Consider the following 19,307-nt stretch of genomic DNA (forward strand, 5'->3'; position numbering starts at 1 on the left):
AGCAATGAAGAGCTGAAAAAGGTCCTAGGAGGAGCTTATACTGGCTCAACTTTTAAATCTATTTCTCCCTTTGACTTTGGCACGTTTTCCCCTGTCATAGCGGGATGCGGCTGCTCGGGAATGGCACAGGATCCTAAAGAAGCCGGCTGTTAAGGGTTCCTGGCTTTATTTCCGCTCATCAGGGGGAACCATCCCCCCTGATGGGTCAGCCTTGCTATTTATAGGTGAAGATCGTGCCTGCCGAGGCCGCCAAGATCGTTTCTCAACAAGAAGATTTTACCATTCCCGTTGATAAAAAAGGGCTGGTCATTTATTTCAGCGTGAACGGTAAGGGCTTTTTTTTTAACGGACATAACGGGTTCTTTGTTGACTCCCTGCCCGAGTTTGCCCAACAGGCCTTTGCGGCCCTGGCTCTTCCGGTCAGGCAGCGCCGCCGGATATATAAATCACTAAAGTCACAATACGGCCAGGCCTGCCAGAACCTGATCAAGGAAATAGAACTGTTCCAGAACGGAACCCACCCTGATTTAGCCCCGGAACCGAGGCAGAAGCGATTTCATTCGCCGATGCTGCCTTCGGCCATCAGCGTTTACATCTCACAGGGCTGCAACCTGGCCTGCAGCTACTGCTTCAACCAGCGCGGCAGCCTGGGTCAAAAACCGTCTTTCATGTCTGAGGCCACGGCGCGGGAGGTTCTCGGTTTTATCAGCCATATCGTCAAAAGCGAGGCCCACCCGGTCATCACTGTCTTTCTTTATGGAGGCGAACCCATGCTGAATCCCGGGGCGACCTTTCTCCTGGCCCGGGGCCTCCAGGACCTCAACCACCGTAACCTCAAGACCAAGGTCCATCCCATCCTGTCCACCAACGGCACCATTTATAACCAGGAGATATTCGATATTTTCGCCGAATTCCCGGAGTTCTCCACGGTGATCGTGAGCCTGGACGCGTTCAAGGAGGTCCATGACCGGAACCGTCCCTTTGCCAATCAAAAAAAAGGCTCTTCTTTTGACTGCGTGAAGGGCAATTTGAAGCGGATGGCCCGCGAAAAAATCCCTCATTCCGCCACATGCATCGTGCCTTTTCCTTACGATTTTGTGGGCGCGGCTGAGGCCCTGCATTGCCTGCCAGCTGAATGCGTTGAAATCAAGGAACTCAATCACTATATCCTGGGCAAAACCGTTCTCCCAGAGGTCTTTGAGCAGGACTTTGACACCTGGCGGCAAAATTATATCGAGTACGCGGATTACTACATCGAGTATTTAAACTCCAAAAATCCCGTCAGGCACGTGGACCGCTACAACCTGCCAGGCAACTACGCCCTGAGGCTGGCCGAACCAAAAGAACCGGACACCACCCTGGCCTGCCGCGTCGCCGACGCCTCACTGGCCATTGACGCCGTGGGCAACCTTATCCCCTGTGAAGCCTTCCTGGGCCAGAACCGGTTCTATCTGGGCGATGTAAAAAAAGGCTTCAATCAGGCAAAATACGCCAGGTTTGAAAAATGGATCCTGTCCAAAGGACAGTTCAGGATTGATAGCGCAAGGTGCAAATACTGTTTTGCCCAGCGCCTGTGCGGCGGCGGCTGTTATGCGGCTAGTTTTAATGAAACAGGGAAGCTGGAGGCGCTGGGTGAGAACGCCTGTGCATATGTCCGGGAGGCCGTCAAGATTAATTTATACTTCATCTCTCAGTTCAAGAATCGCCAGCCCGGGATATTTTCTCAGCTTAAAGGTGCAGCCGTTGAGTAAACCCCTTGCAGCCGTGTCTCCGATGATGTACAAGAAATCTGATTTCCTCCAATCAGTGGCATGCTCTGGGGGCGTTAAGGTGATTTTTCATTCCTTTTTCGGACTGGGGATGTATCTCGAAAACCACAGCGCCAACGCCCTCAATTCATTTTCGACTTCCCGGGCTTTGTCAGAGGAGAGGTATATTCCGCCTGAACTGCTTCAGGAGTTTGTTCGCCGGGGATTCCTGGTCCAGGCGGGCAAACCGGAGCGTGAAGAGATCGTGAGCCAGTACGGCGTTCTTTCTCCCGAAGCGATTTCCGGCCTGTGCCTCAATATGGCCACGGGCTGCAACTTTCGCTGTCACCATTGTATCCATTTCGCTGGAAGCGATCTGAACGGCCGTCCTCTGAAACCTGGCCGCATGTCATTTGAAACCGCCAGGTCAGCCATGGATTGGGTGGCCAGCGGTTTACTGGAAAACGGGCAAACCCGGATGGACTTGAACTTCGGGGGCGGCGAACCCCTGCTTAACTGGCGCGCCATGGAAAAGACCCTTAAATATGCGCACCAGCATCTCCAGCCCCGGCTGGACGTACATTTTTCTATAAATACCAATGCTTCCTTGATGACCTCTCAAATGGCGCGCGCCCTGAAAAAATACAACGTCAGGGTCATTGCCAGCCTGGATGGAGCGAAGACAGGCAACGATCTGGTCAGGCGAACGAAAAGCGGTCGGCCGACCTTTGATCTTGTGCAGACAGGCTTTGCCAGGCTGGCGGCCGCCGGGACGCCGGTCCGGGCGGTGCATGTCATTTTAAGCTCGGAAAACTTTGACTCCTTAGGCGATACCTTTATTCAGTATCTGGCTCAAAGAAAGATGCTCAGCATCACCCTTGAACCGGATTTAACGGATCGGCTTAAGCAGCCGGTCTCTTCTCTGGTTAATAAAATAATGAACCTGAAAAAGGCGGCCAGAGAAAAAGGCATATCAATCACCGGGTACTGGGAGCGCCCATTTGCCAGGATCATCCGGCCGGAGGCTGATTTAACTCCGCACTTCTGCCGCGCCATGGGCGGCAAAACGATTGACGTTATGCCAGATGGCAGCCTCTATAGCTGTTCCTACACCGACCTTAAGCTCGGGAACCTGTGGCAATTTGCCGGAAAAGGGCCGCCTTCTCTTCTGACGAACACTCCGCGCTTTCGGGCCATGCTCGATTCCCAAAGGATAGGACAGATTGATCAATGTCGAGGCTGTGAACTGGAAGGGGTCTGCGGCGGGGGATGCTATGCCACCACTGCGCATGCGTTGAAAAAAAAGGACGATCGTATTATCGCGTATCGCTGTGATTTTTATCGCCAGGTTACAAGGCAGCTTTTACTGGACGCTATGGATCAAAAAATGGCAGCTTAAAAGCACTGATTAAAAGCGGGGAGGACAATTAAGCGTCCGCATTTTCCGGAGAGGGGGGGGATTAGAATTCCCAGAATTGATTTGAACAACAACTTAAATTTACAACTTTCTCAGCTTGTGAACATGGACTTTCCTGAGGAGGTGCTCCAGGAGGGACGCCTTATTCTCAATTTAATTTTTCCTGACTTCAACTTCGACCCGGTCACCTTGGCCTTCCGTAAGACCGTTAGCCTTTACCAGGGGGAATGGCCGCAGTATCAATCCTGCAATACCGGGTTTCACGATCTGCACCACATAACCGACACCTTTCTCGCCCAGGCCCGTCTGATTCACGGCGCCATCATTGACGGCCAGGCCTTTACCGAGCGCCAGATCATCCTGTCTCTCATCGCCACCATTCTTCATGACGCGGGATACATCCAGAAGGATCGCGACACCGAAGGCACCGGCGCCAAGTATACCGTCCTTCACGTCCAGCGCAGCATGGATTTTCTTGAGCGCCACGGCGCTGAATTCGGCCTGTCTCACGAAGAAATAGCTGAAGGCCGGGTCATGATTCTGTGCACCGATCTGGCGGTGGACATCTCCGCCATCGAGTTCCCCTCCTCCGAGGTGGAGCTTCTAGGCAAGATGCTGGGCACCACGGACCTGCTGGCCCAGATGGCCGACCGGACTTACCTGGAAAAGCTTTTGTTCCTGTACCACGAATTCAGGGAGGCCCGGGTGGGCGACTACGAAAGCGAGGTGGACCTCCTCCGAAAGACGGTCGGGTTCTATGACTTCATGGCGCACCGCCTGGAAAAGACGCTCGACGCCGCGGACCGCTTCATGGCCTCGCATTTCGCGGCACGCTGGAATATCCACCAGAACCTGTATCACAAGGCCATTGAAAAACAGAAAAACTACCTCATCAAGATCCTGGAAATCCAGGACGCGGACCCCCGCCGTTTCCTCAAGCGCAACAGCATCGTCGAACAGGTCCACGAAAAATACCCGGAAAAAGTTTAACCCCGGATAATGCGGTGTTTTGTCAGAGAGACCCGTTTCCCGGGCCACCTAGACCCACGAAACCGGGCTCAAGCGCAAAAAAGGGGAAGGCAGTGCACGGCCGACCCCTTCTCCCTTCCTTTACAGTTATTTCTTCGTAAAGCCCTTGATGGCGATAACAGTATTGGATTTGGCCTCATCAGGCCAGCCATACGCCAGATTGGCCGTGTAAAGCACACCGTCTCGCAGGACCAGGCTGGTGGGGCCTTCCAGGGGCGCGCCTCGGGCAATGACCTTTCGGGGCGTTACGAAACCCGCCTTTGGGGACACCACTATAATCTGGTTGAGTCCAGGCTCAGAGGCATAGATATATCCTTCATCGTCAATCTCAATACCGTCGAAATAAGTATGCATGCGTGAATGAAAACGGGGCTTACCGGCGCTGCCGTCTTTTTTAATGGGTATTTTAACGATGCGGCCCTCGATGGTCGTGGTGGCGGCGTAGATATTTTTTTGCTGTTTATCAAGAACAATGACATTAACCCCCAGGGCGAGCGACGGGTCCGACCAGTTCAGGAGTGGGTCGTCGCACCACATGGTAACCTTGCCATCCGGCGAAATTTTCCAGATGCCCGAGTAAGTCAGGTCGGAAACATAGATGTTACCGGCGTTGTCAACAGCAATGTCGTCCGGGAAGCAGACGGGCCAGCCTTCAGCTCTGGTCAGGACCGGTGTGACCTTGCCGGTACTGGGGTTGACCTTGTACACCCCGCTCTTTTTGACTGTGACATCGTTGCAGTCTGGGTGACGCGGATTAAGCAGGCCTTCCCATTTTTTTGAAAATTCCTTATAAGTCACCAGGATATTGTCACTCTTGTCCGCTTCTATCCCGATGACCTGTCCCTTGCCGCTGTCTGCCTTGGTTGGGACCCAGGCCACGTGATCGTAAGCGCCATTGTCTTTGAGCTTCACCAGCTCCCCGGTAAATGACACGGTGGCATAAAGGTTGTTTTTGGAGTCAATACAAAGCCCCTCTGGAACGCCGGGCAGCTTGGTGTAAACCCAGACCCTGGTCTGCTCGGCCAAAGCAAGGCCCTGGACCTGGAATGCAATCAGCATCGCGGTTATGGCCAGGAGGATGCTGAGCCTCATTTTTTGTGTCCTCATTTTCCTTCTCCTTTCTTTGAGTCAATTTGTGAATGTTTATTTTTTAGGGGTTATAAAAAAAGCCTCCGGGGGTGCAAGACTCCCCCGGAGGCTTTAAAGCGGCATTTTCTGACCCGTCCGTTTCATTTCCATCACCGGATGGCAATTATTGTTAGACCGCTGATTGTTGACTTATCAAAAAAGTAGTATGCCTGGATATGGTTGTCAAGCGAATTCCAGTCCTTCCAGGGTCTGCCTGAGAGCGTGCCTCGACTGAGGAGCCAGTGAGCCTCAGTTTCTCAGGCTGGTCAGCGGCGCCGGCAGCCGCCCGCCCCTGGACATAAACCTTTTTGCCGAAAACCTGTTCACTTCCATGACCGGGGCCGATCCCAGCAGCCCTCCGAACTGGACGAGGTCGCCGGCCTGTTTACCTGGCACGGGTATGATGCGCACGGCTGTGGTCTTGTGGGCGATGATTCCGATGGCCAGCTCATCGGCGATGATGGCGTTGATGGTCTCTGCCGGAGTGTCACCGGGAACGGCGAACATATCCAGTCCCACGGAGCAAACCGCAGTGAGGGCCTCCAGTTTATCCAGCGTGAGCGCCCCTTTTTTCACGGCCTCAATCATACCGGCGTCTTCGCTGATTGGGATAAAGGTGCCGCTCAGGCCTCCAACGTTGCCGCTGGCCATGGCCCCGCCTTTTTTTACGGCGTCCATGAGCAGCGCCAGGGCCAGGGTGGAACCATGGGCGCCGATTCGTTCGATCCCAAAGGCCTCGATGACGTTGGCCACGGAGTCTCCGACAGCCACGGTCGAGGCCAGCGATATGTCCACGATGCCAAAAGGGATCTTCATATTCCGGGCCAGTTCCCGGCCGATGAGTTCCCCGGCCCGCGTTATCTTGAAGACAGTTCTTTTTATGACCTCGGAGAGCTGCGTCAGGTCGCAGTCCTGGTTCTTTTCCACCACGTTCCTGACCACCCCCGGGCCGCTGATGCCGACGTTCAGGGTTACGTCGCCTTCACCCACCCCGTGAAAGGCCCCGGCCATGAAGGGATTGTCTTCCGGGGCGTTGGCAAAAACGACGAACCTGGCGCAGCCCAGGCCATTATTACTTTTAGCAGCCGTTTCCTTCAACATCTTCCCGAGCAGGTTGATTGCATCCAGGTTCAAACCGGCTTCGGTCGTCCCGGCGTTTAAGAAGGAGCAAACCCTTTCGGTTTGAGAAAGGACGTCAGGCAGGGATTTGATGAGCACGGCCTCGGACCTGGTCATACCTTTCTGCACCAGCGCGCCGAACCCCCCGATAAAATCAATGCCCGCGTCTGCGGCGGCCCGGTCCAGGGTTAGGGCCAGGTCCAGGTACTTCTCCGGACTGGCATGACTTTCCATGATCAGGCTCACCGGCGTCACAGAGACCCTTTTATTGACAATGGGTATACCGTATTTTAACTCCAGGTTTTTTGCCTGTTCGACCAGGCGGCAGGCATGGGAGTGAACCTTGTGATAAACCTTCTCCTTGAACCCGGTAAAATCGGAATCAAAGCAGTCCTTGAGGTTAATCCCCAGGGTGGTCGTCCTGATATCCAGATTGTGGTACAGGATCATGCTGGCTGTTTCGAAAACTTCATCCACGGAAATAGACATGGCTCATACCCGGTGCATCATTTTCAAGATGTTTTCATGCTGGATTTGAATGTCCACCTGGAGGTCCTGTGCCACGGTCTTAAGCTCAGAGCTGATTTTATCCAGGGGGACACCGGAATCCTGGATGTCCACCAGCATGGTCATGACGAAATAACCCTCGGTGATCTTCTGGCTGATGTCCTCGATATTTATATCCAGCTCGTATAAAAGGGCGGAAATTTTCGCCACGATTCCCTTCCTGTCTTTTCCGATCACGGTAATAAACAAAAGTTCCTTTTCCATGGTTCCACCGCCTGGTTGATTTATATTAATCCGAATTAAGCAGAGTGTCAGCCGTCAGCGCCTTGTTGGTTTTCCGGTAAGACTCAAGACCGGTCTTTACATGTGAGTAAAAACCAGGTCCCTGGCTCATTAACGTAAATTCCTGACCCTTTCGATTATCTTGGGCATGGCCGCGCCGCTCAGGTCCTTGACATAGACATCAGTGATATCCCTAAATGCGTTTTCACTAGGGTTGATCTCGATGATCTTGGAGTCAGTTTTTTTGGCTTCATAAGGCACGCCTGCCGCCGGCCAGACGACGCCGCTCGTTCCAAGCACAATGATGACATCAGAAAGCTGGGCCTCGCGATAACTTTCAGGCACCTGCTGCACCGCCTCGCCAAACATGACCACGTCCGGCCGCATCAAGCCCTGGCAGTCACATTGCGGCAGTGCGGCCAGCAGTGTCTGCATACTGAAAGGCTCCTCACTTAAGGCTCTTTTCACCCGGCTCAGGATTTCTTGGCGGCTGAATTTTTGAACGACCCCGCAGGAGGTGCACCTGAACCGGTACAGGTTGCCGTGCACCTCGAAGACCCTGGTGTTGCCTGCCATGGAGTGCAGGTCGTCAATGTTCTGCGTCACGACGCCTTGTAATATTTCCATCTTTTCCAGTTCCGCCAGTCCGTGGTGCGCGGGGTTGGGTTCGGCCTTCTCAAAGGTGGCTACAGATTCTATTAAGAATTCTCGAATGCGCTCCGGATGACGCTGGGCAAACTGCATGGCGCCTCCTGCTGTGCCCAGTTCACCGGGGTCGAACCGATCCCATATGCCTCCAGGATCGCGGAAGGTGGGTATGCCGCTTTCCGCGCTTATACCCGCGCCGGTGAAGGCGACGGCATAGTTTGCCTTGGCAATGATTTCCGCGGCTGCTTCAATCGAATCTTGATGCATGATTGTTCCTTTGCGAGGGGCTGCGCCTCTCTGTGAAGATTTACCTAAAAACCGCCTTAAAAACGACATGAGACGCTTTTTTTCGTTTAAGACCTTAATTTGCGGAATTGCCTTGCCGCCAGTGTTCTCTGCCATGATATTTTACAACGATATCAATAGTATATCATGGCGAGAATTTTATTTTTATCTAAAAGAATGTAAACGGAAAGTTCTTTTGCCTCATGGCTACAAAATGAAATCCGGACCATTATGCTGGGGAGGGGTTTGAAGCGTTTTATCGGACCTTCAGGGATAAGGCGCTGGCCTTTTGGGTCATATCTTTCAGCCTGGCGATCAGCGCGCCGATAAGTTCCTTGAGCTGGGGCGAGAGGACATCATATTCGACGGACAGCCGTTCCGTGTCCAGGATACCGACGCGGACCGTGCCGTTTGCGGTGATAGTGGCGCTGCGAACGCCTGCCCCTTGCTCGAACATGACCAGTTCGCCGAAGATATCGCCTTCCCTGAGAGAATCCACGACGACCACGCCCTTGGGGGCCTTTTGCGTGACCTTTACCTGCCCTTCCAGGATGACGTAGGCCCAGAACCCCTTGGTCCCTTCTTCGATGATGACCGCCTTGTCCGGGTATATTTCTTCACTGGCGACATAGGAGTATAAAAACGGATCAACGGACATAGCTTTAAAACTCCTTCTAAGGCATCAGGAAAAACCCGAGTATCTTTCTGTCATGGTCTGTCAAACGGGTAAAGGCCATGCCCAGGAGGACCCTGCCAGGTTGCTCGTCTTTTCTGATGGTAACGATTTTGGCGTTTATATCCAGATGCTTCTCATTGGGCAGGGTGGTGCTGATGAAAAATTCATCCCCGGGCACATGAGAAATGTTGGCGACGTTTTCGGAGCTTATGCCAAGCGCCAGCCCGCCGCGGCTGATGTCCTTGAGCACCCCTTCCAAATGAATGTCGCTCGCGGAACCAATGGGTCGGTATTCACATAATTGCCCGATTTCCTTACGGTAGTATCGCCTCTTCGAATCCAGCGGCTCGCCGGCCGTTTCCTTCTTTTTTTCTTCCTCCAGTTTGAAGGTCAGGCTGCTGTAAACCTTGTTCATGCGAATGAGGTGTCTCAAGGTCTGATCAATGATGTATTTGAGGGTCGAAGGCATCTGCTGGTATTCGGTCGTGAGCCTGGCCGGATGCCAGATCTCCAGTTTTGAATTCTCGACAGCCCGGGCCGATGCGGTCCGGGGTTCGATGGCCCCGTAAAGGAAAACCATCTCCCCAATGACCTCACCCGGTCCTATGGTGGCCAGCTTGATTTCGCGGCCGTTCGACTGCGTGAATATCTCTACCTTTCCCTTAAGGAGCTTGTAGATGGATATTCCGTAGTCGCCTTCCTTAATGACCAGTTCGCCCTTTTTATAATTTAACTGCATGATCGGGGGTATTTTATTTTTAACGTTTGTCATGACAGATTACTTCCCCCTAATTAAATTAAATATTTTTTTAGACGGAGACGGCCTTTCCACCCAGCATCTTGTGCACAGGCGGCTAGAATAATAATTTTAGACCATTAAATCAAGTCTTAGTTTGAATCCCCAAGACAGGTTGCCTTTATTAATTTCGAGCCGCTGACCCGGTGAAAAGGTACCGGACTAGGGCCACATGGTCCTTCAGGCAACCAGGTCCTGACAACCTTTGATCTTTTAGAAGCTTCTAGAAGCTTCCGAAGCAAATACCCTTGACAAGCAAACGTAGATACGCGTCTCGCCGGGTCTGTCCAGGGTAAAAGCGACGGACTCGCGATAATATTCAATTGATATTATTATAAATTCTTACTGCGGGGCCGCTCGCCCCAAAGCAATCTAAACCTTGTCAATTAATGGGTCCTGGAACACTGAAGCAGGTTCTTTATGGCGAAACCGAATCTGCCCTTAGTCTGGCAGGATGAGGTCTCGGCCGTCAAAGCGAATCACATGGATTTTTTCGGCTGTCAAGGCGCCGAGGATTCTATCTAAAAGGGTCAGATTGAAGATCGCGATCTTCTGGTAAGGGTCCAGAAGGTTCAGGTTCTCGGACAGCTTCCCGGTTTTAAAATTGAAAATATAGACCATGCTTTCGGCATACTTGAGGATGCGGCCCACGCCGGAGCTCTTGGTGCCAAAAGGTTCATCCGCTATGAGTGAAACCCTGATGCCTCTGGCGCCAAAATACTCCCGAAGAAAGGCAAAGTGGATGTTCCAGAGGTTGTCCCCGGGCCGGACAATGTAAATCCCATAATAGCTCTCGGAACGCTTAGTTGGAGCGGCTTTTTGACCCGGGGTGACTTGTTGATCCAGGGTGACTTTTTGACCTGGGGTGACTTTTTGATCCGGAAGGCCTTCCCGCGCCTCAGACAAGCGTGTAGGGGCGGGCTCTTTGGACTTAAAAGGACGCTTGAGAGTTTTTTTAAGTGAAGAAACGAGTGACTTGGGGCCCTGTTCTATATCTTCTTCCACGATTTCAGGGTGGCGGAGGAGTGGTTTGACTGATTCAGGCCTCTGATTTATGTCTTGTTCCGCGATCTTTGGTCGGCGGAGGAGGGATTGCTTGGTCGGGGTTTCACCCTTTTTCTGGGCCTCGATTTCAGTCAGAATCTGGTTGAGCGGGATGACCTTCTTTCCTACCCGGATCATCTCCCCGGACTTGACGACCATATCCACACTCTTATCCAGCCCGAACATTTTCTTTCGCTCTTCGACCAGCGCTTTCAGGTCCTTGTCCGCTTTTTTTTCTATCTTGTCATAATCAATGATCGGAGCCGGTTTGGGTTTGACGGCCTGCTCCTGTATTTTTTGTTTTTCGGGCGGGGGTGGCTGCCGCCCGGTCCAGGGGTACCACTGGTAATAATGGTTAAGCAGGAGAAGCGCCAGGATCAGTACAACCAGGACCGGGATAACCCACAGCCATTTGCGGCCTTCCCAGGAGGGACGCGGAAGATTTTCAGTTGGCTTGTCCATTCTGAATTCAGCCCCTCTTTTTTTTGGCTTTAAGAGAGGGAAACACAACCGAGCCGCGACCGGTCATCGGCTCAGTCTGGACCGGTCATTATTATATACTAGTTGCTGGAGGAGACAATAGAAAAATCAGCATCAAGGTTAAAAAAGCCGTAGGCCGGGCCTGAACAAAGGCTGACTCCTTTGGCGCATCACGGCTGCTGGCGCGGCAGCCTGAATTCAACGGCGGTTCCTTTTCCTTCCCTGGCCGTGACCCTGATCTCGCCGTCGTGGTCCTCGATAATTTTCTTGGCCATGGCCAGACCCAGGCCCAGGGCGCCTTTCTTGGTGGAAAAAAAGGGGTTGAAGACGTGGCTCAGGTCTTCTTTCTTGATGCCAAACCCGTAATCAATGCAGCGAAAGAGGAGGTGGTCCCTGTCTATTTCAGTGGAAATGGCTGTTTTGCCTCCCCGCGGCATGGATTCGATGGCGTTTTTAATAATATTCAGACAGGCCTGCTTGATGAGGTAAGGGTCGAACAGGGCCGGCGGTATATCCGGTTCCTGGGAGAGATGCACCTCGACTCCAGCCTTTTCCCGATCCGGGCGGAGCAGTTCCACGGAATCGCGCACAATCTGGTTGAAATCGGCCAGTTCCACATTGATTTCCAGCGGCCGGGTCATGTCCCAGATATTATGCAGGACCGCTTCCAGGCGCCGAGCCTCCTCGACGATGATTCGGGTCCGGCGCAGGCAATCCTCACCCTTCAGGCAGTCCATGGTGATCAGGCGCTGTGTGTAACCGCCCAAGGACATAAGGGGGTTGCGTATTTCATGGGCGATATAAGTGGCCATCTCTTCCACCGCGGCCAATCTCTGAGCGTGAGTTTCCTTCCGAATCAGGCTCAGCCGCGCCTCACCCAGTCCAATCAAATCCCATATGATTCTGGCCGTCCGATGATCCATCAAGGAAACCTGGGGAGGCAGCTCCTTCCGCAGGGCCTGACACACCTCCTGCTTGCCGGTCAACTCGATGACGATCTCCAGGCCTTCCATGCCGATCATCTCACGATAATCCGTAAAGACCTGAATGCCCTTCTGCCTGGCATATTCCATTCCCGGGGCTTCAGGGTTCACGTCCGCCACGGCCGCAATCTCCAGGACCATCCCCTTCTCATGATCGTTATCAAGAGCTTCAAGAGCTTTGAGCAGCTGTTTGAAGGCCCGGCCGCCTCCGACAACGGCCACCTTCCCCTGGTTTTCACTACCGCTCAAAATCCGCTCGCCCCCTGTTTCAGATAAAGACTTTCAGGATGGAATAATGAGGAACGGCTCACGCCTGTCCGCTCTCTGGCAGACTAATACCCTGAAATTGTGCATATTAATCTTGACGGATTCTACGCATAAATATATTATCTTAACAAAAGTGTATTATACTTTTATTGGCAGCGTCAACATCTTAATCCAGAAGAGTGAGAATCATGATCGCCGAGGAAATAAATCCTGAAGGCATTAGCTCAGCCGAAATCATCGTCAGCATTCCTTCGTATAATGAAGCCGAAGGCATCGGCTTTCCCACCATCAAGGCCGGTGAAGGGCTGATCGAGTTTTTTGGCGATAAAAAATCAGTGATCATTAACTGTGACAACCATTCAACAGATGGCACCAGGGATGTTTTTTTAAACACACCCACCAAGGTGCCGAAAATTTATATCAGTACCCCGGAGGGTGTTAAAGGCAAAGGTAATAATTTTAAAAACCTGTTTCAAAAAGCGATCGAACTTAAAGCCGACTCGATCATCGTGGTTGACGCCGACTTAAAAAGCATCACTCCCCTCTGGATCAAGCGTCTGGGCGATCCCCTGACGCAGGATTTTGGGTACGTGGCGCCGCTCTATGTTCGCCACAAGTATGATGGCACCATCACCAATGCCATCGCTTACCCCATAACAAGGGCCCTCTATGGACGCCGCGTCCGGCAGCCCATTGGCGGTGACTTTGGATTTTCAGGTAAGCTGGCAGGAATTTACTCCTCCTCTGATACCTGGAACCAAGCCGTTTCACAGTTCGGTATTGATATCTGGATGACCACCCTGGCCATGAACAACGGTATCCCCACCTGTCAGACCTTCATGGGCCGGCCCAAGATCCACAAGCCCAAGGACCCCAGCTCTGACCTGGGACCGATGTTCCGGCAGGTGGTTGGCACCATCTTTGAAATGATGATATCCTTGGCTGAATTCTGGAAGGCGGTCAAATGGAGCAAACCGACTGCCATCTTCGGCTTCGGCCTGGGTGAGGTGGAGCTGCCGCCGCCGGTTCACGTTGACCGAGAAAAGCTGTATCAAAACTTTATCAACGGGTTTGACAAAAACTATGACTTGTGGCGAGAGGCCCTTTCGAAGCCAATCCTAGACAAGCTCGATGAAATTAGAAGCCTCAATGAGGATAAATTTGACTTCCCCACCCACGTCTGGGTCAAGGTTCTGTATGACACGGCTATCGCCTATAAGAACGCGGTCGGCGGTGACTTCGATGCCTTACTGGATGCCCTCATCCCGCTCTACTATGGCAAAACCCTGTCCTTTGTGAAAAAAACCGAAAGAATGTCCATCCAGGAAGCTGAAGAATTCATTGAAAACGAAGCCCTGGTCTTTGAAGAGACAAAACCTTATCTTGTTGAAAATTGGCCTGACTAGACGTAAACATTGGAGGTTTCAGCATGCCGGAAAACACTACAAAAAAAATCCTCATCGTTGACGATGAAGAACATATCCGTTTTCTTTATTCCGAAGAGCTCAGCGATGAAGGCTACGAAGTCGTTACAACGGAAAGTGGTTACAAGCTTTTAGAAAAAATTGAGCACGAAAAACCTGACCTGGTGGTCCTTGATATCAAGATGATTGACTATAACGGGCTGGATCTCCTCCAAGAAATCCGGAACAAGTATTACAGCCTGCCCGTCATTCTTTGCACGGCCTATGACACCTTCAAGGAGGATATAAAATCCATTGCCGCGGATCACTATGTCATCAAATCGTTTGACCTCACGGAGTTGAAAAGCAAGATAGTCACCGCCCTCGAGGCTCATATCCCCGGGACGTGACTCCTTCCGGACGCTCCCTTTTATACGCCGCACCTCGGGCCGATGGCCCCAAACCAACGAAGGCGGCAGTTTTAACCGACCATGATTTTACTGCGCTGTGAGATTGAAGAACAGGAGCGACTCACCCTGGCCCCTTACGCGGCCCGGGCGGCTGAAACGCGGGGCCGACTCGTTTTTGAACCCGAATGCGAACTCAGAACCGCTTTTCAGCGGGACCGCGACCGCATTACACACAGCAAGGCCTTCCGGCGCCTGAAACATAAAACTCAGGTCTTCCTGGCCCCGACCGGCGATCATTACCGCACCCGGCTGACCCATACCCTGGAAGTGGCCCAGATCGCGCGCACCATCAGCCGGGCTCTACGGCTGAATGAAGACCTGACCGAGGCCATCAGCCTGGGGCATGACCTCGGACACACCCCTTTTGGTCACGCCGGCGAAGAGGTGCTCAATGAAATCTTTCCCAACGGGTTTTCACATCACCAACACGGCTTGCGGGTCACAGACCACCTTGAAAAAAACGGAAAAGGCCTCAACCTGACCGCTGAAGTACGAGACGGAATCGTAAAACACTCCAAAGGCAAAAGCCCTATCTTCTCTCCAGACCCGGACGAAATGGCCTTTACAGTCGAAGGCCGTGTCGTCAGAATCGCCGATATCATCGCTTACACCACGCACGATATCGAGGACGCCCTGAGAGGCGGTGTGATCAAGGAAACCGATATCCCGCCTGAATGTATTAAAATCCTGGGAAACAGGACCTCGGTCCGCATCAACACCATGGTGCTCGACCTGGTCAGAAACACACGGATCAACGGCCAGGAGATCGAGCTGGGCTTTTCCTCCAGTGTTGGACAAGCCATAAATATTCTTAGAGATTTTCTTTTTGATTATGTGTATGACGTGAATCGTATCCACAAAGACTTCACACGCAGCGCCAAAGTTGTCAGCGAACTTTATGAAATATTTATGTCTGAAAAGGATTTTTTCACACAAGAGATCGGCCCCTGGCCTGAGAATGAGGTTCAAAGGGCCCGGGAGGTGTGCGACTTCATTGCTGGCATGACTGACCGCTACGCCCTGGACCTATACCAGCATATCTTCCTTCCCAAACCATGGGCAATTTATTAGGCTCATTCCATGATTCATGCAGCCGGAAAAATCCCACCTTTGTCTGGGGAAAGCCTTAAAAAGTTTATCTGTTTATTAATGAGGTTATAATATTGGACAAAGGTCAGTAGGGCTTAAGAATCCCCCTTTTCTAAAGGGGGACTGAGGGGGATTTCTTTGAACCGGCGAACAAAGTCAGCACTGTAATGCGCCTTGGATTTCACATTCCCATTCGAGGCGGGCTGGTGGCGGCCGTTGAACGGGGTGTGCGCATTGGCTGTGAAGCCATGCAGATATTTTCACGCAGCCCCAGGGCCTGGAAAGGCAAGCCCCTTGACCCGCAGGAGGTAACCGCCTTTCGCCGCGCCCGTGAGGAAGCCGGGCTTGCGCCCCTGGCGATCCATCTGCCTTACCTGCCCAACCTTGCCACCCATATACCTGAACTTCTTGAGAAATCCATTCGAGTACTGTCTGAAGAGATGATCCGGGCCGATCAGCTTGGTGCAGATTTCCTGGTGGCGCACCCCGGCCATGTAGCGCCAGGCAAGTCACGGGAAAAAGCCGTTATCAGGGTGGGGCAAAGCGTGGCTCAAGCCCTGGCTGAGCTTGATGAGAATGTGAAGGTAACCTTTCTCCTTGAAAACACGAGCGGCCAGAAGGGTGAGCTGGGAGACAGCCTGCCTGAACTGGCCCGGATACATGAGGCCATTAAGGCTGAAGCAGAAAGGGAACTTCACATCGGCATCTGCCTGGACACCGCCCATGCCTGGGGCGCGGGCTACAACCTGGCCCGGCCGCGCGGCCAGGAGGAGATGCTGGCTGAGTTCGACCGCGTCCTGGGCCTGGACCGCCTGGCCCTGATCCACCTCAATGACTCTCTGGTACCCCTGGGTTCCCTTCGCGACCGGCACGGCCCCATCGGTCTGGGACAGATCGGGGCGCGAGGCCTGGCCCGGCTGGTCCGGCATCCGGCCCTGAACCACCTGGCCGGACTCATGGAAACCCCGCGCGAAAGCGAAGCAAACGACCTCATCAACATGAAAAGGGTTAAAAGGTGGCGGGGGTATGGGAAGTTGTAGGATTACTTCTTCGGCTTCATGTATTTTAGATTTGATCTAACTTCAGGCCCTTACAAAGAAATTTTTATTTCTATCATCGATAGATAATACAATATCTTGTTATTATTTAATCTTTAACCACTATATCTTGTGTTAGTTTTTTCTTGACCTTCAAGTTCTTCTGGCTTATACTCCATCATATAGAAGACTATAGCCTTTATTATTCTTTTAAGTTTACGATTTATTTTTCGACTAACATAATTTAATTTCAAAAAAGAATTATGTCTGAAGCCTCCGCCCGAAAGAAAATTACAGCTGCAACTCGGATACCGAATTACGAACGCTTGGCACTTCATAGCCGATATTCAAGCAAGCTCATAACCAATCCAGAGCTTACTCGTGCATTAGTGTCCTTCCAGGCCAATAAAAATTCCCCATTTTATCGCTGGCTTAAATACAAAGAAGCCTTTTCTTCTGATTTTGTCAAATATATATTACAAAAATTTCCTACAATTGCGAACTCACCCCCTCGAGTGTTGGATCCTTTTGCTGGTGTGGGCACTACTTTAACGATAGCGGTTAGAATGGGATGTAAAGCAATTGGCATTGAGCTTTTACCAGTTGGAACCACCGCAATTCGAGCACGGTTGATAGCCGAAAAAGTTAATTTAAAATCATTTGAGTATTATTTAAAGAAGTTAGAAGAATTACCTTTTGATACACACCGATCCAATGGTTATCAATTTCCTCATTTGCGTATTACCAAGAATGCTTTTCCTAAACAGACTGAGAAAGCCTTTTCTGCCTATAGCGCATTCCTGGAAGAAATTGATAGGGATGATGTACGATCTTTATTCTTTTTTGCCTGGCTCTCCATTCTCGAAGAAGTTAGCTACACTAGAAAGGATGGGCAATATCTTCGATGGGATTTTCGCTCAAACCGGCGTTTAGAATCAAAATTTAACAAAGGAACCATTCCTGACTTACGATCATCAATTCTAAACAAATTATATCTAATGCATGAAGATATAAAAAGAAGAAAAAAGCGGATAGATTTTCGAAAGATGAAAATTATAGATGGTTCTTGTCTTACTGAATTACCTAAATTACCAGATGCATCTATTGATTTAATTATTACTTCCCCTCCTTATTGTAACCGCTATGATTATACTCGAACCTATGCACTCGAATTAGCCTTTCTTGGTTACACCGATGACGGCATCAAAAAATTGCGACAAACACTTCTTTCTGCCACAGTAGAAAACAAAACCAAGCGCAAACAATTAGCTGAAGAATATAACTCAATGAACAGAATGAATCATTATAATTCTGCTCTCAATACATTCTATAACCAGAAAGCATTACAAGAAATTTTGAATCTGCTTAATACCGCTCGGGAAAAAAGAAGATTGAATAATAACAACATACCCAACATGGTAGAGAATTATTTTTTTGAAATGAACTTGGTTATCCAAGAACTTGGACGAATTCTTGCTCCAAACGGTCATGTGATTATGGTCAATGACAATGTCCAGTATTACGGAGAAGAAATACCAGTAGACTTAATTCTTTCGGATTTTGCTACTAGTGCAGGTCTTTCCGTTGAAATGATTTGGGTTTTACAAAAGGGCAAAGGTAACAGCAGTCAGCAAATGGGTAATCATGGGAGAAATGAACTAAGAAAATGTACTTATATTTGGTCGAAATAAAATCATGACCAATACCTATACTGAAAAACTTCGCCTTGTTAAATCACTTTTAATTGTAACCTCCCTCCAAAAGAGAAAAGATTTAAAAGCTATCAACCTTATTCAGGAATATGGGAAAGAGCTTCATTGGAAGCCTCTAGAACACTTGCTAATTGAGCAGCAGATTTGGAAATATGCTGTTGAGAACAAGGATTATGACCCAAAATTTGTATTTTGTCATCCTAACATCCTTTTATCCCACCCTACCACAAGCTTATATTATCGGGGTCTATGTGGACTGTCTATAAAAGCAGCAAAGGATTATTTTGGCAGCGTTGAAAACCTTGAAGCGGGCAATCCAAGAGCCAGAATAGATAACGATAAAGCTCTTAAAATGGCTAGAACTTACAATGCTTTTATTTGTTCTATCGTGAAAAATTCAACAGACTGGACTCTTGAAAATGGCACTAGAACAATAATTGCAACGCTTGGTATCTCGATTGATGGTGCAATGCGAAATAAAATAGGAACGATTGCTGAAGAGCGGATCAATACCCTTATCCTTGAGTGGCTTATCGATCATGATCTAATTACAGACCCAAAACTTACAAAAGAGGATATTTATGAAAACATTCCGAATTTATGTACGCTTCGAGGTGACGTAGCCATGCGGTTCGGCTCGGAACCGGATATATCTTTTAAGAAGGATAATGATCTACTAGCGGTTGTAGAAATAAAGGGCGGAATTGATCCTGCTGGTGCATTAGAACGTTATGGAGCTGCGACAAAGAGCTTTCAACATGCGGTTGGGGTAAGCGTTCGTTGCAGAAATTATTACCTTGGTGCCGTCTTCACCTCTGAATTGGAGCGGCGTATAAGTCAGGATCGTTTAGTTGAACGGTTTTTTGACATTGTACAGATATTGGATGATTCAACGACTCGAGAAGAGTTCCTTAGAGAACTTTTCCATCATACACTTCGGTTAATCTAGGGCTAATTTTATCTTCGAATATAAGCTTCATTTGTGGTAATTTTAATTTTGGAAAAAATTGAATATGGTAAACTGCACCGTGTATGTTTTTATTAGCATCTTAAAATAGAATTCTCTTTGACGATTTATAACGGAAGTTCACCCCGATCAAATTGAATAAAGCTAATAATAACGGGTAATTAGTGCCGAAATGGCCTGATAATTGTAGGCATGTAATAAATGATTACATCACACAATA

17 protein-coding genes are annotated in these 19,307 nt (G+C 50.3%); 9 read left to right on the top strand and 8 right to left on the bottom strand.

Annotated features, from left to right (window positions below; genetic code table 11):
- The first annotated feature begins 233 nt into the window (after window positions 1-233).
- From JRI95_10760 to JRI95_10770, 3 genes are all read left to right on the top strand, one after another.
- Window positions 234-1,751, top strand: coding sequence for an SPASM domain-containing protein (locus JRI95_10760; GenBank protein MBW2062027.1), 1,518 nt, complete (start codon window positions 234-236; stop codon window positions 1,749-1,751).
- A gap of 79 nt (window positions 1,752-1,830) precedes the next feature.
- Window positions 1,831-3,147 (top strand): radical SAM protein, encoded by a 1,317-nt coding sequence (locus JRI95_10765; GenBank protein MBW2062028.1) that lies wholly within the window; start codon window positions 1,831-1,833, stop codon window positions 3,145-3,147.
- A 123-nt stretch (window positions 3,148-3,270) separates the two neighbouring features.
- Window positions 3,271-4,155, top strand: coding sequence for a hypothetical protein (locus JRI95_10770; GenBank protein MBW2062029.1), 885 nt, complete (start codon window positions 3,271-3,273; stop codon window positions 4,153-4,155).
- A 126-nt stretch (window positions 4,156-4,281) separates the two neighbouring features.
- On the opposite strand, the gene JRI95_10775 is transcribed toward JRI95_10770, so the two are convergent.
- The 8 genes from JRI95_10775 to JRI95_10810 form a co-directional block, all read right to left on the bottom strand.
- Entirely contained in the window at window positions 4,282-5,301 is a 1,020-nt protein-coding gene (locus tag JRI95_10775; protein ID MBW2062030.1) for an SMP-30/gluconolactonase/LRE family protein, read from the bottom strand.
- Window positions 5,302-5,571: 270 nt separating this feature from the next.
- Window positions 5,572-6,930 carry a PFL family protein gene (locus JRI95_10780; GenBank protein MBW2062031.1) on the bottom strand — a complete coding sequence of 453 codons (1,359 nt, stop codon included), beginning with the start codon at window positions 6,928-6,930 and terminating at the stop codon, window positions 5,572-5,574.
- Between the two features lie 3 nt (window positions 6,931-6,933).
- Window positions 6,934-7,212, bottom strand: coding sequence for an ACT domain-containing protein (locus tag JRI95_10785; GenBank protein MBW2062032.1), 279 nt, complete (start codon window positions 7,210-7,212; stop codon window positions 6,934-6,936).
- 129 nt (window positions 7,213-7,341) lie between these two features.
- On the bottom strand, window positions 7,342-8,145 hold the full coding sequence (locus JRI95_10790) for an NAD-dependent protein deacylase (GenBank protein MBW2062033.1): 804 nt from the start codon (window positions 8,143-8,145) through the stop codon (window positions 7,342-7,344).
- A 274-nt stretch (window positions 8,146-8,419) separates the two neighbouring features.
- Window positions 8,420-8,821 (bottom strand): cyclic nucleotide-binding domain-containing protein, encoded by a 402-nt coding sequence (locus tag JRI95_10795; GenBank protein MBW2062034.1) that lies wholly within the window; start codon window positions 8,819-8,821, stop codon window positions 8,420-8,422.
- A 16-nt stretch (window positions 8,822-8,837) separates the two neighbouring features.
- Entirely contained in the window at window positions 8,838-9,611 is a 774-nt protein-coding gene (locus tag JRI95_10800; GenBank protein MBW2062035.1) for a cyclic nucleotide-binding domain-containing protein, read from the bottom strand.
- Between the two features lie 465 nt (window positions 9,612-10,076).
- Entirely contained in the window at window positions 10,077-11,141 is a 1,065-nt protein-coding gene (locus tag JRI95_10805) for a hypothetical protein (GenBank protein ID MBW2062036.1), read from the bottom strand.
- A 188-nt stretch (window positions 11,142-11,329) separates the two neighbouring features.
- Window positions 11,330-12,391 (bottom strand): hypothetical protein, encoded by a 1,062-nt coding sequence (locus JRI95_10810; GenBank protein MBW2062037.1) that lies wholly within the window; start codon window positions 12,389-12,391, stop codon window positions 11,330-11,332.
- 206 nt (window positions 12,392-12,597) lie between these two features.
- Here JRI95_10810 and JRI95_10815 point away from each other — a divergent pair, with 206 nt between their 5' ends.
- The 6 genes from JRI95_10815 to JRI95_10840 all read left to right on the top strand — a co-directional run bounded on the left by JRI95_10815 (window position 12,598) and on the right by JRI95_10840 (window position 19,069).
- A complete protein-coding gene (locus JRI95_10815) occupies window positions 12,598-13,815 on the top strand; it encodes a glycosyl transferase (protein MBW2062038.1) in 1,218 nt (405 codons plus the stop codon).
- A 23-nt stretch (window positions 13,816-13,838) separates the two neighbouring features.
- The gene (locus JRI95_10820; protein MBW2062039.1) at window positions 13,839-14,222 is read left to right on the top strand and encodes a response regulator; all 384 of its coding nucleotides are present in this window, start codon (window positions 13,839-13,841) and stop codon (window positions 14,220-14,222) included.
- An 81-nt stretch (window positions 14,223-14,303) separates the two neighbouring features.
- The gene (locus JRI95_10825; protein ID MBW2062040.1) at window positions 14,304-15,353 is read left to right on the top strand and encodes a deoxyguanosinetriphosphate triphosphohydrolase; all 1,050 of its coding nucleotides are present in this window, start codon (window positions 14,304-14,306) and stop codon (window positions 15,351-15,353) included.
- Between the two features lie 185 nt (window positions 15,354-15,538).
- Complete coding sequence (locus tag JRI95_10830; protein MBW2062041.1) at window positions 15,539-16,411, top strand: deoxyribonuclease IV; 873 nt, start codon at window positions 15,539-15,541, stop codon at window positions 16,409-16,411.
- A gap of 260 nt (window positions 16,412-16,671) precedes the next feature.
- Window positions 16,672-18,099 carry a site-specific DNA-methyltransferase gene (locus JRI95_10835; GenBank protein MBW2062042.1) on the top strand — a complete coding sequence of 476 codons (1,428 nt, stop codon included), beginning with the start codon at window positions 16,672-16,674 and terminating at the stop codon, window positions 18,097-18,099.
- A 4-nt stretch (window positions 18,100-18,103) separates the two neighbouring features.
- Window positions 18,104-19,069, top strand: a complete 966-nt coding sequence (locus JRI95_10840) for an XcyI family restriction endonuclease (GenBank protein MBW2062043.1) — start codon at window positions 18,104-18,106, stop codon at window positions 19,067-19,069.
- Window positions 19,070-19,307: the final 238 nt, after the last annotated feature.

The sequence above is a fragment of the Deltaproteobacteria bacterium genome, from assembly GCA_019308995.1.
GTDB lineage: Bacteria > Desulfobacterota > Desulfarculia > Adiutricales > JAFDHD01 > JAFDHD01.

Bases quoted from the DNA above. Each gene is read 5' to 3' on its own strand.
- JRI95_10815 (MBW2062038.1), top strand. From the start codon at position 12,598: ATGATCGCCGAGGAAATAAATCCTGAAGGCATTAGCTCAGCCGAAATC.
- JRI95_10775 (MBW2062030.1), bottom strand. From the start codon at position 5,301: ATGAGGACACAAAAAATGAGGCTCAGCATCCTCCTGGCCATAACCGCG.
- JRI95_10770 (MBW2062029.1), top strand. From the start codon at position 3,271: ATGGACTTTCCTGAGGAGGTGCTCCAGGAGGGACGCCTTATTCTCAAT.
- JRI95_10790 (MBW2062033.1), bottom strand. From the start codon at position 8,145: ATGCATCAAGATTCGATTGAAGCAGCCGCGGAAATCATTGCCAAGGCA.
- JRI95_10785 (MBW2062032.1), bottom strand. From the start codon at position 7,212: ATGGAAAAGGAACTTTTGTTTATTACCGTGATCGGAAAAGACAGGAAG.
- JRI95_10840 (MBW2062043.1), top strand. From the start codon at position 18,104: ATGACCAATACCTATACTGAAAAACTTCGCCTTGTTAAATCACTTTTA.
- JRI95_10780 (MBW2062031.1), bottom strand. From the start codon at position 6,930: ATGTCTATTTCCGTGGATGAAGTTTTCGAAACAGCCAGCATGATCCTG.
- JRI95_10795 (MBW2062034.1), bottom strand. From the start codon at position 8,821: ATGTCCGTTGATCCGTTTTTATACTCCTATGTCGCCAGTGAAGAAATA.
- JRI95_10825 (MBW2062040.1), top strand. From the start codon at position 14,304: ATGATTTTACTGCGCTGTGAGATTGAAGAACAGGAGCGACTCACCCTG.
- JRI95_10835 (MBW2062042.1), top strand. From the start codon at position 16,672: ATGTCTGAAGCCTCCGCCCGAAAGAAAATTACAGCTGCAACTCGGATA.
- JRI95_10820 (MBW2062039.1), top strand. From the start codon at position 13,839: ATGCCGGAAAACACTACAAAAAAAATCCTCATCGTTGACGATGAAGAA.
- JRI95_10830 (MBW2062041.1), top strand. From the start codon at position 15,539: ATGCGCCTTGGATTTCACATTCCCATTCGAGGCGGGCTGGTGGCGGCC.
- JRI95_10800 (MBW2062035.1), bottom strand. From the start codon at position 9,611: ATGACAAACGTTAAAAATAAAATACCCCCGATCATGCAGTTAAATTAT.
- JRI95_10805 (MBW2062036.1), bottom strand. From the start codon at position 11,141: ATGGACAAGCCAACTGAAAATCTTCCGCGTCCCTCCTGGGAAGGCCGC.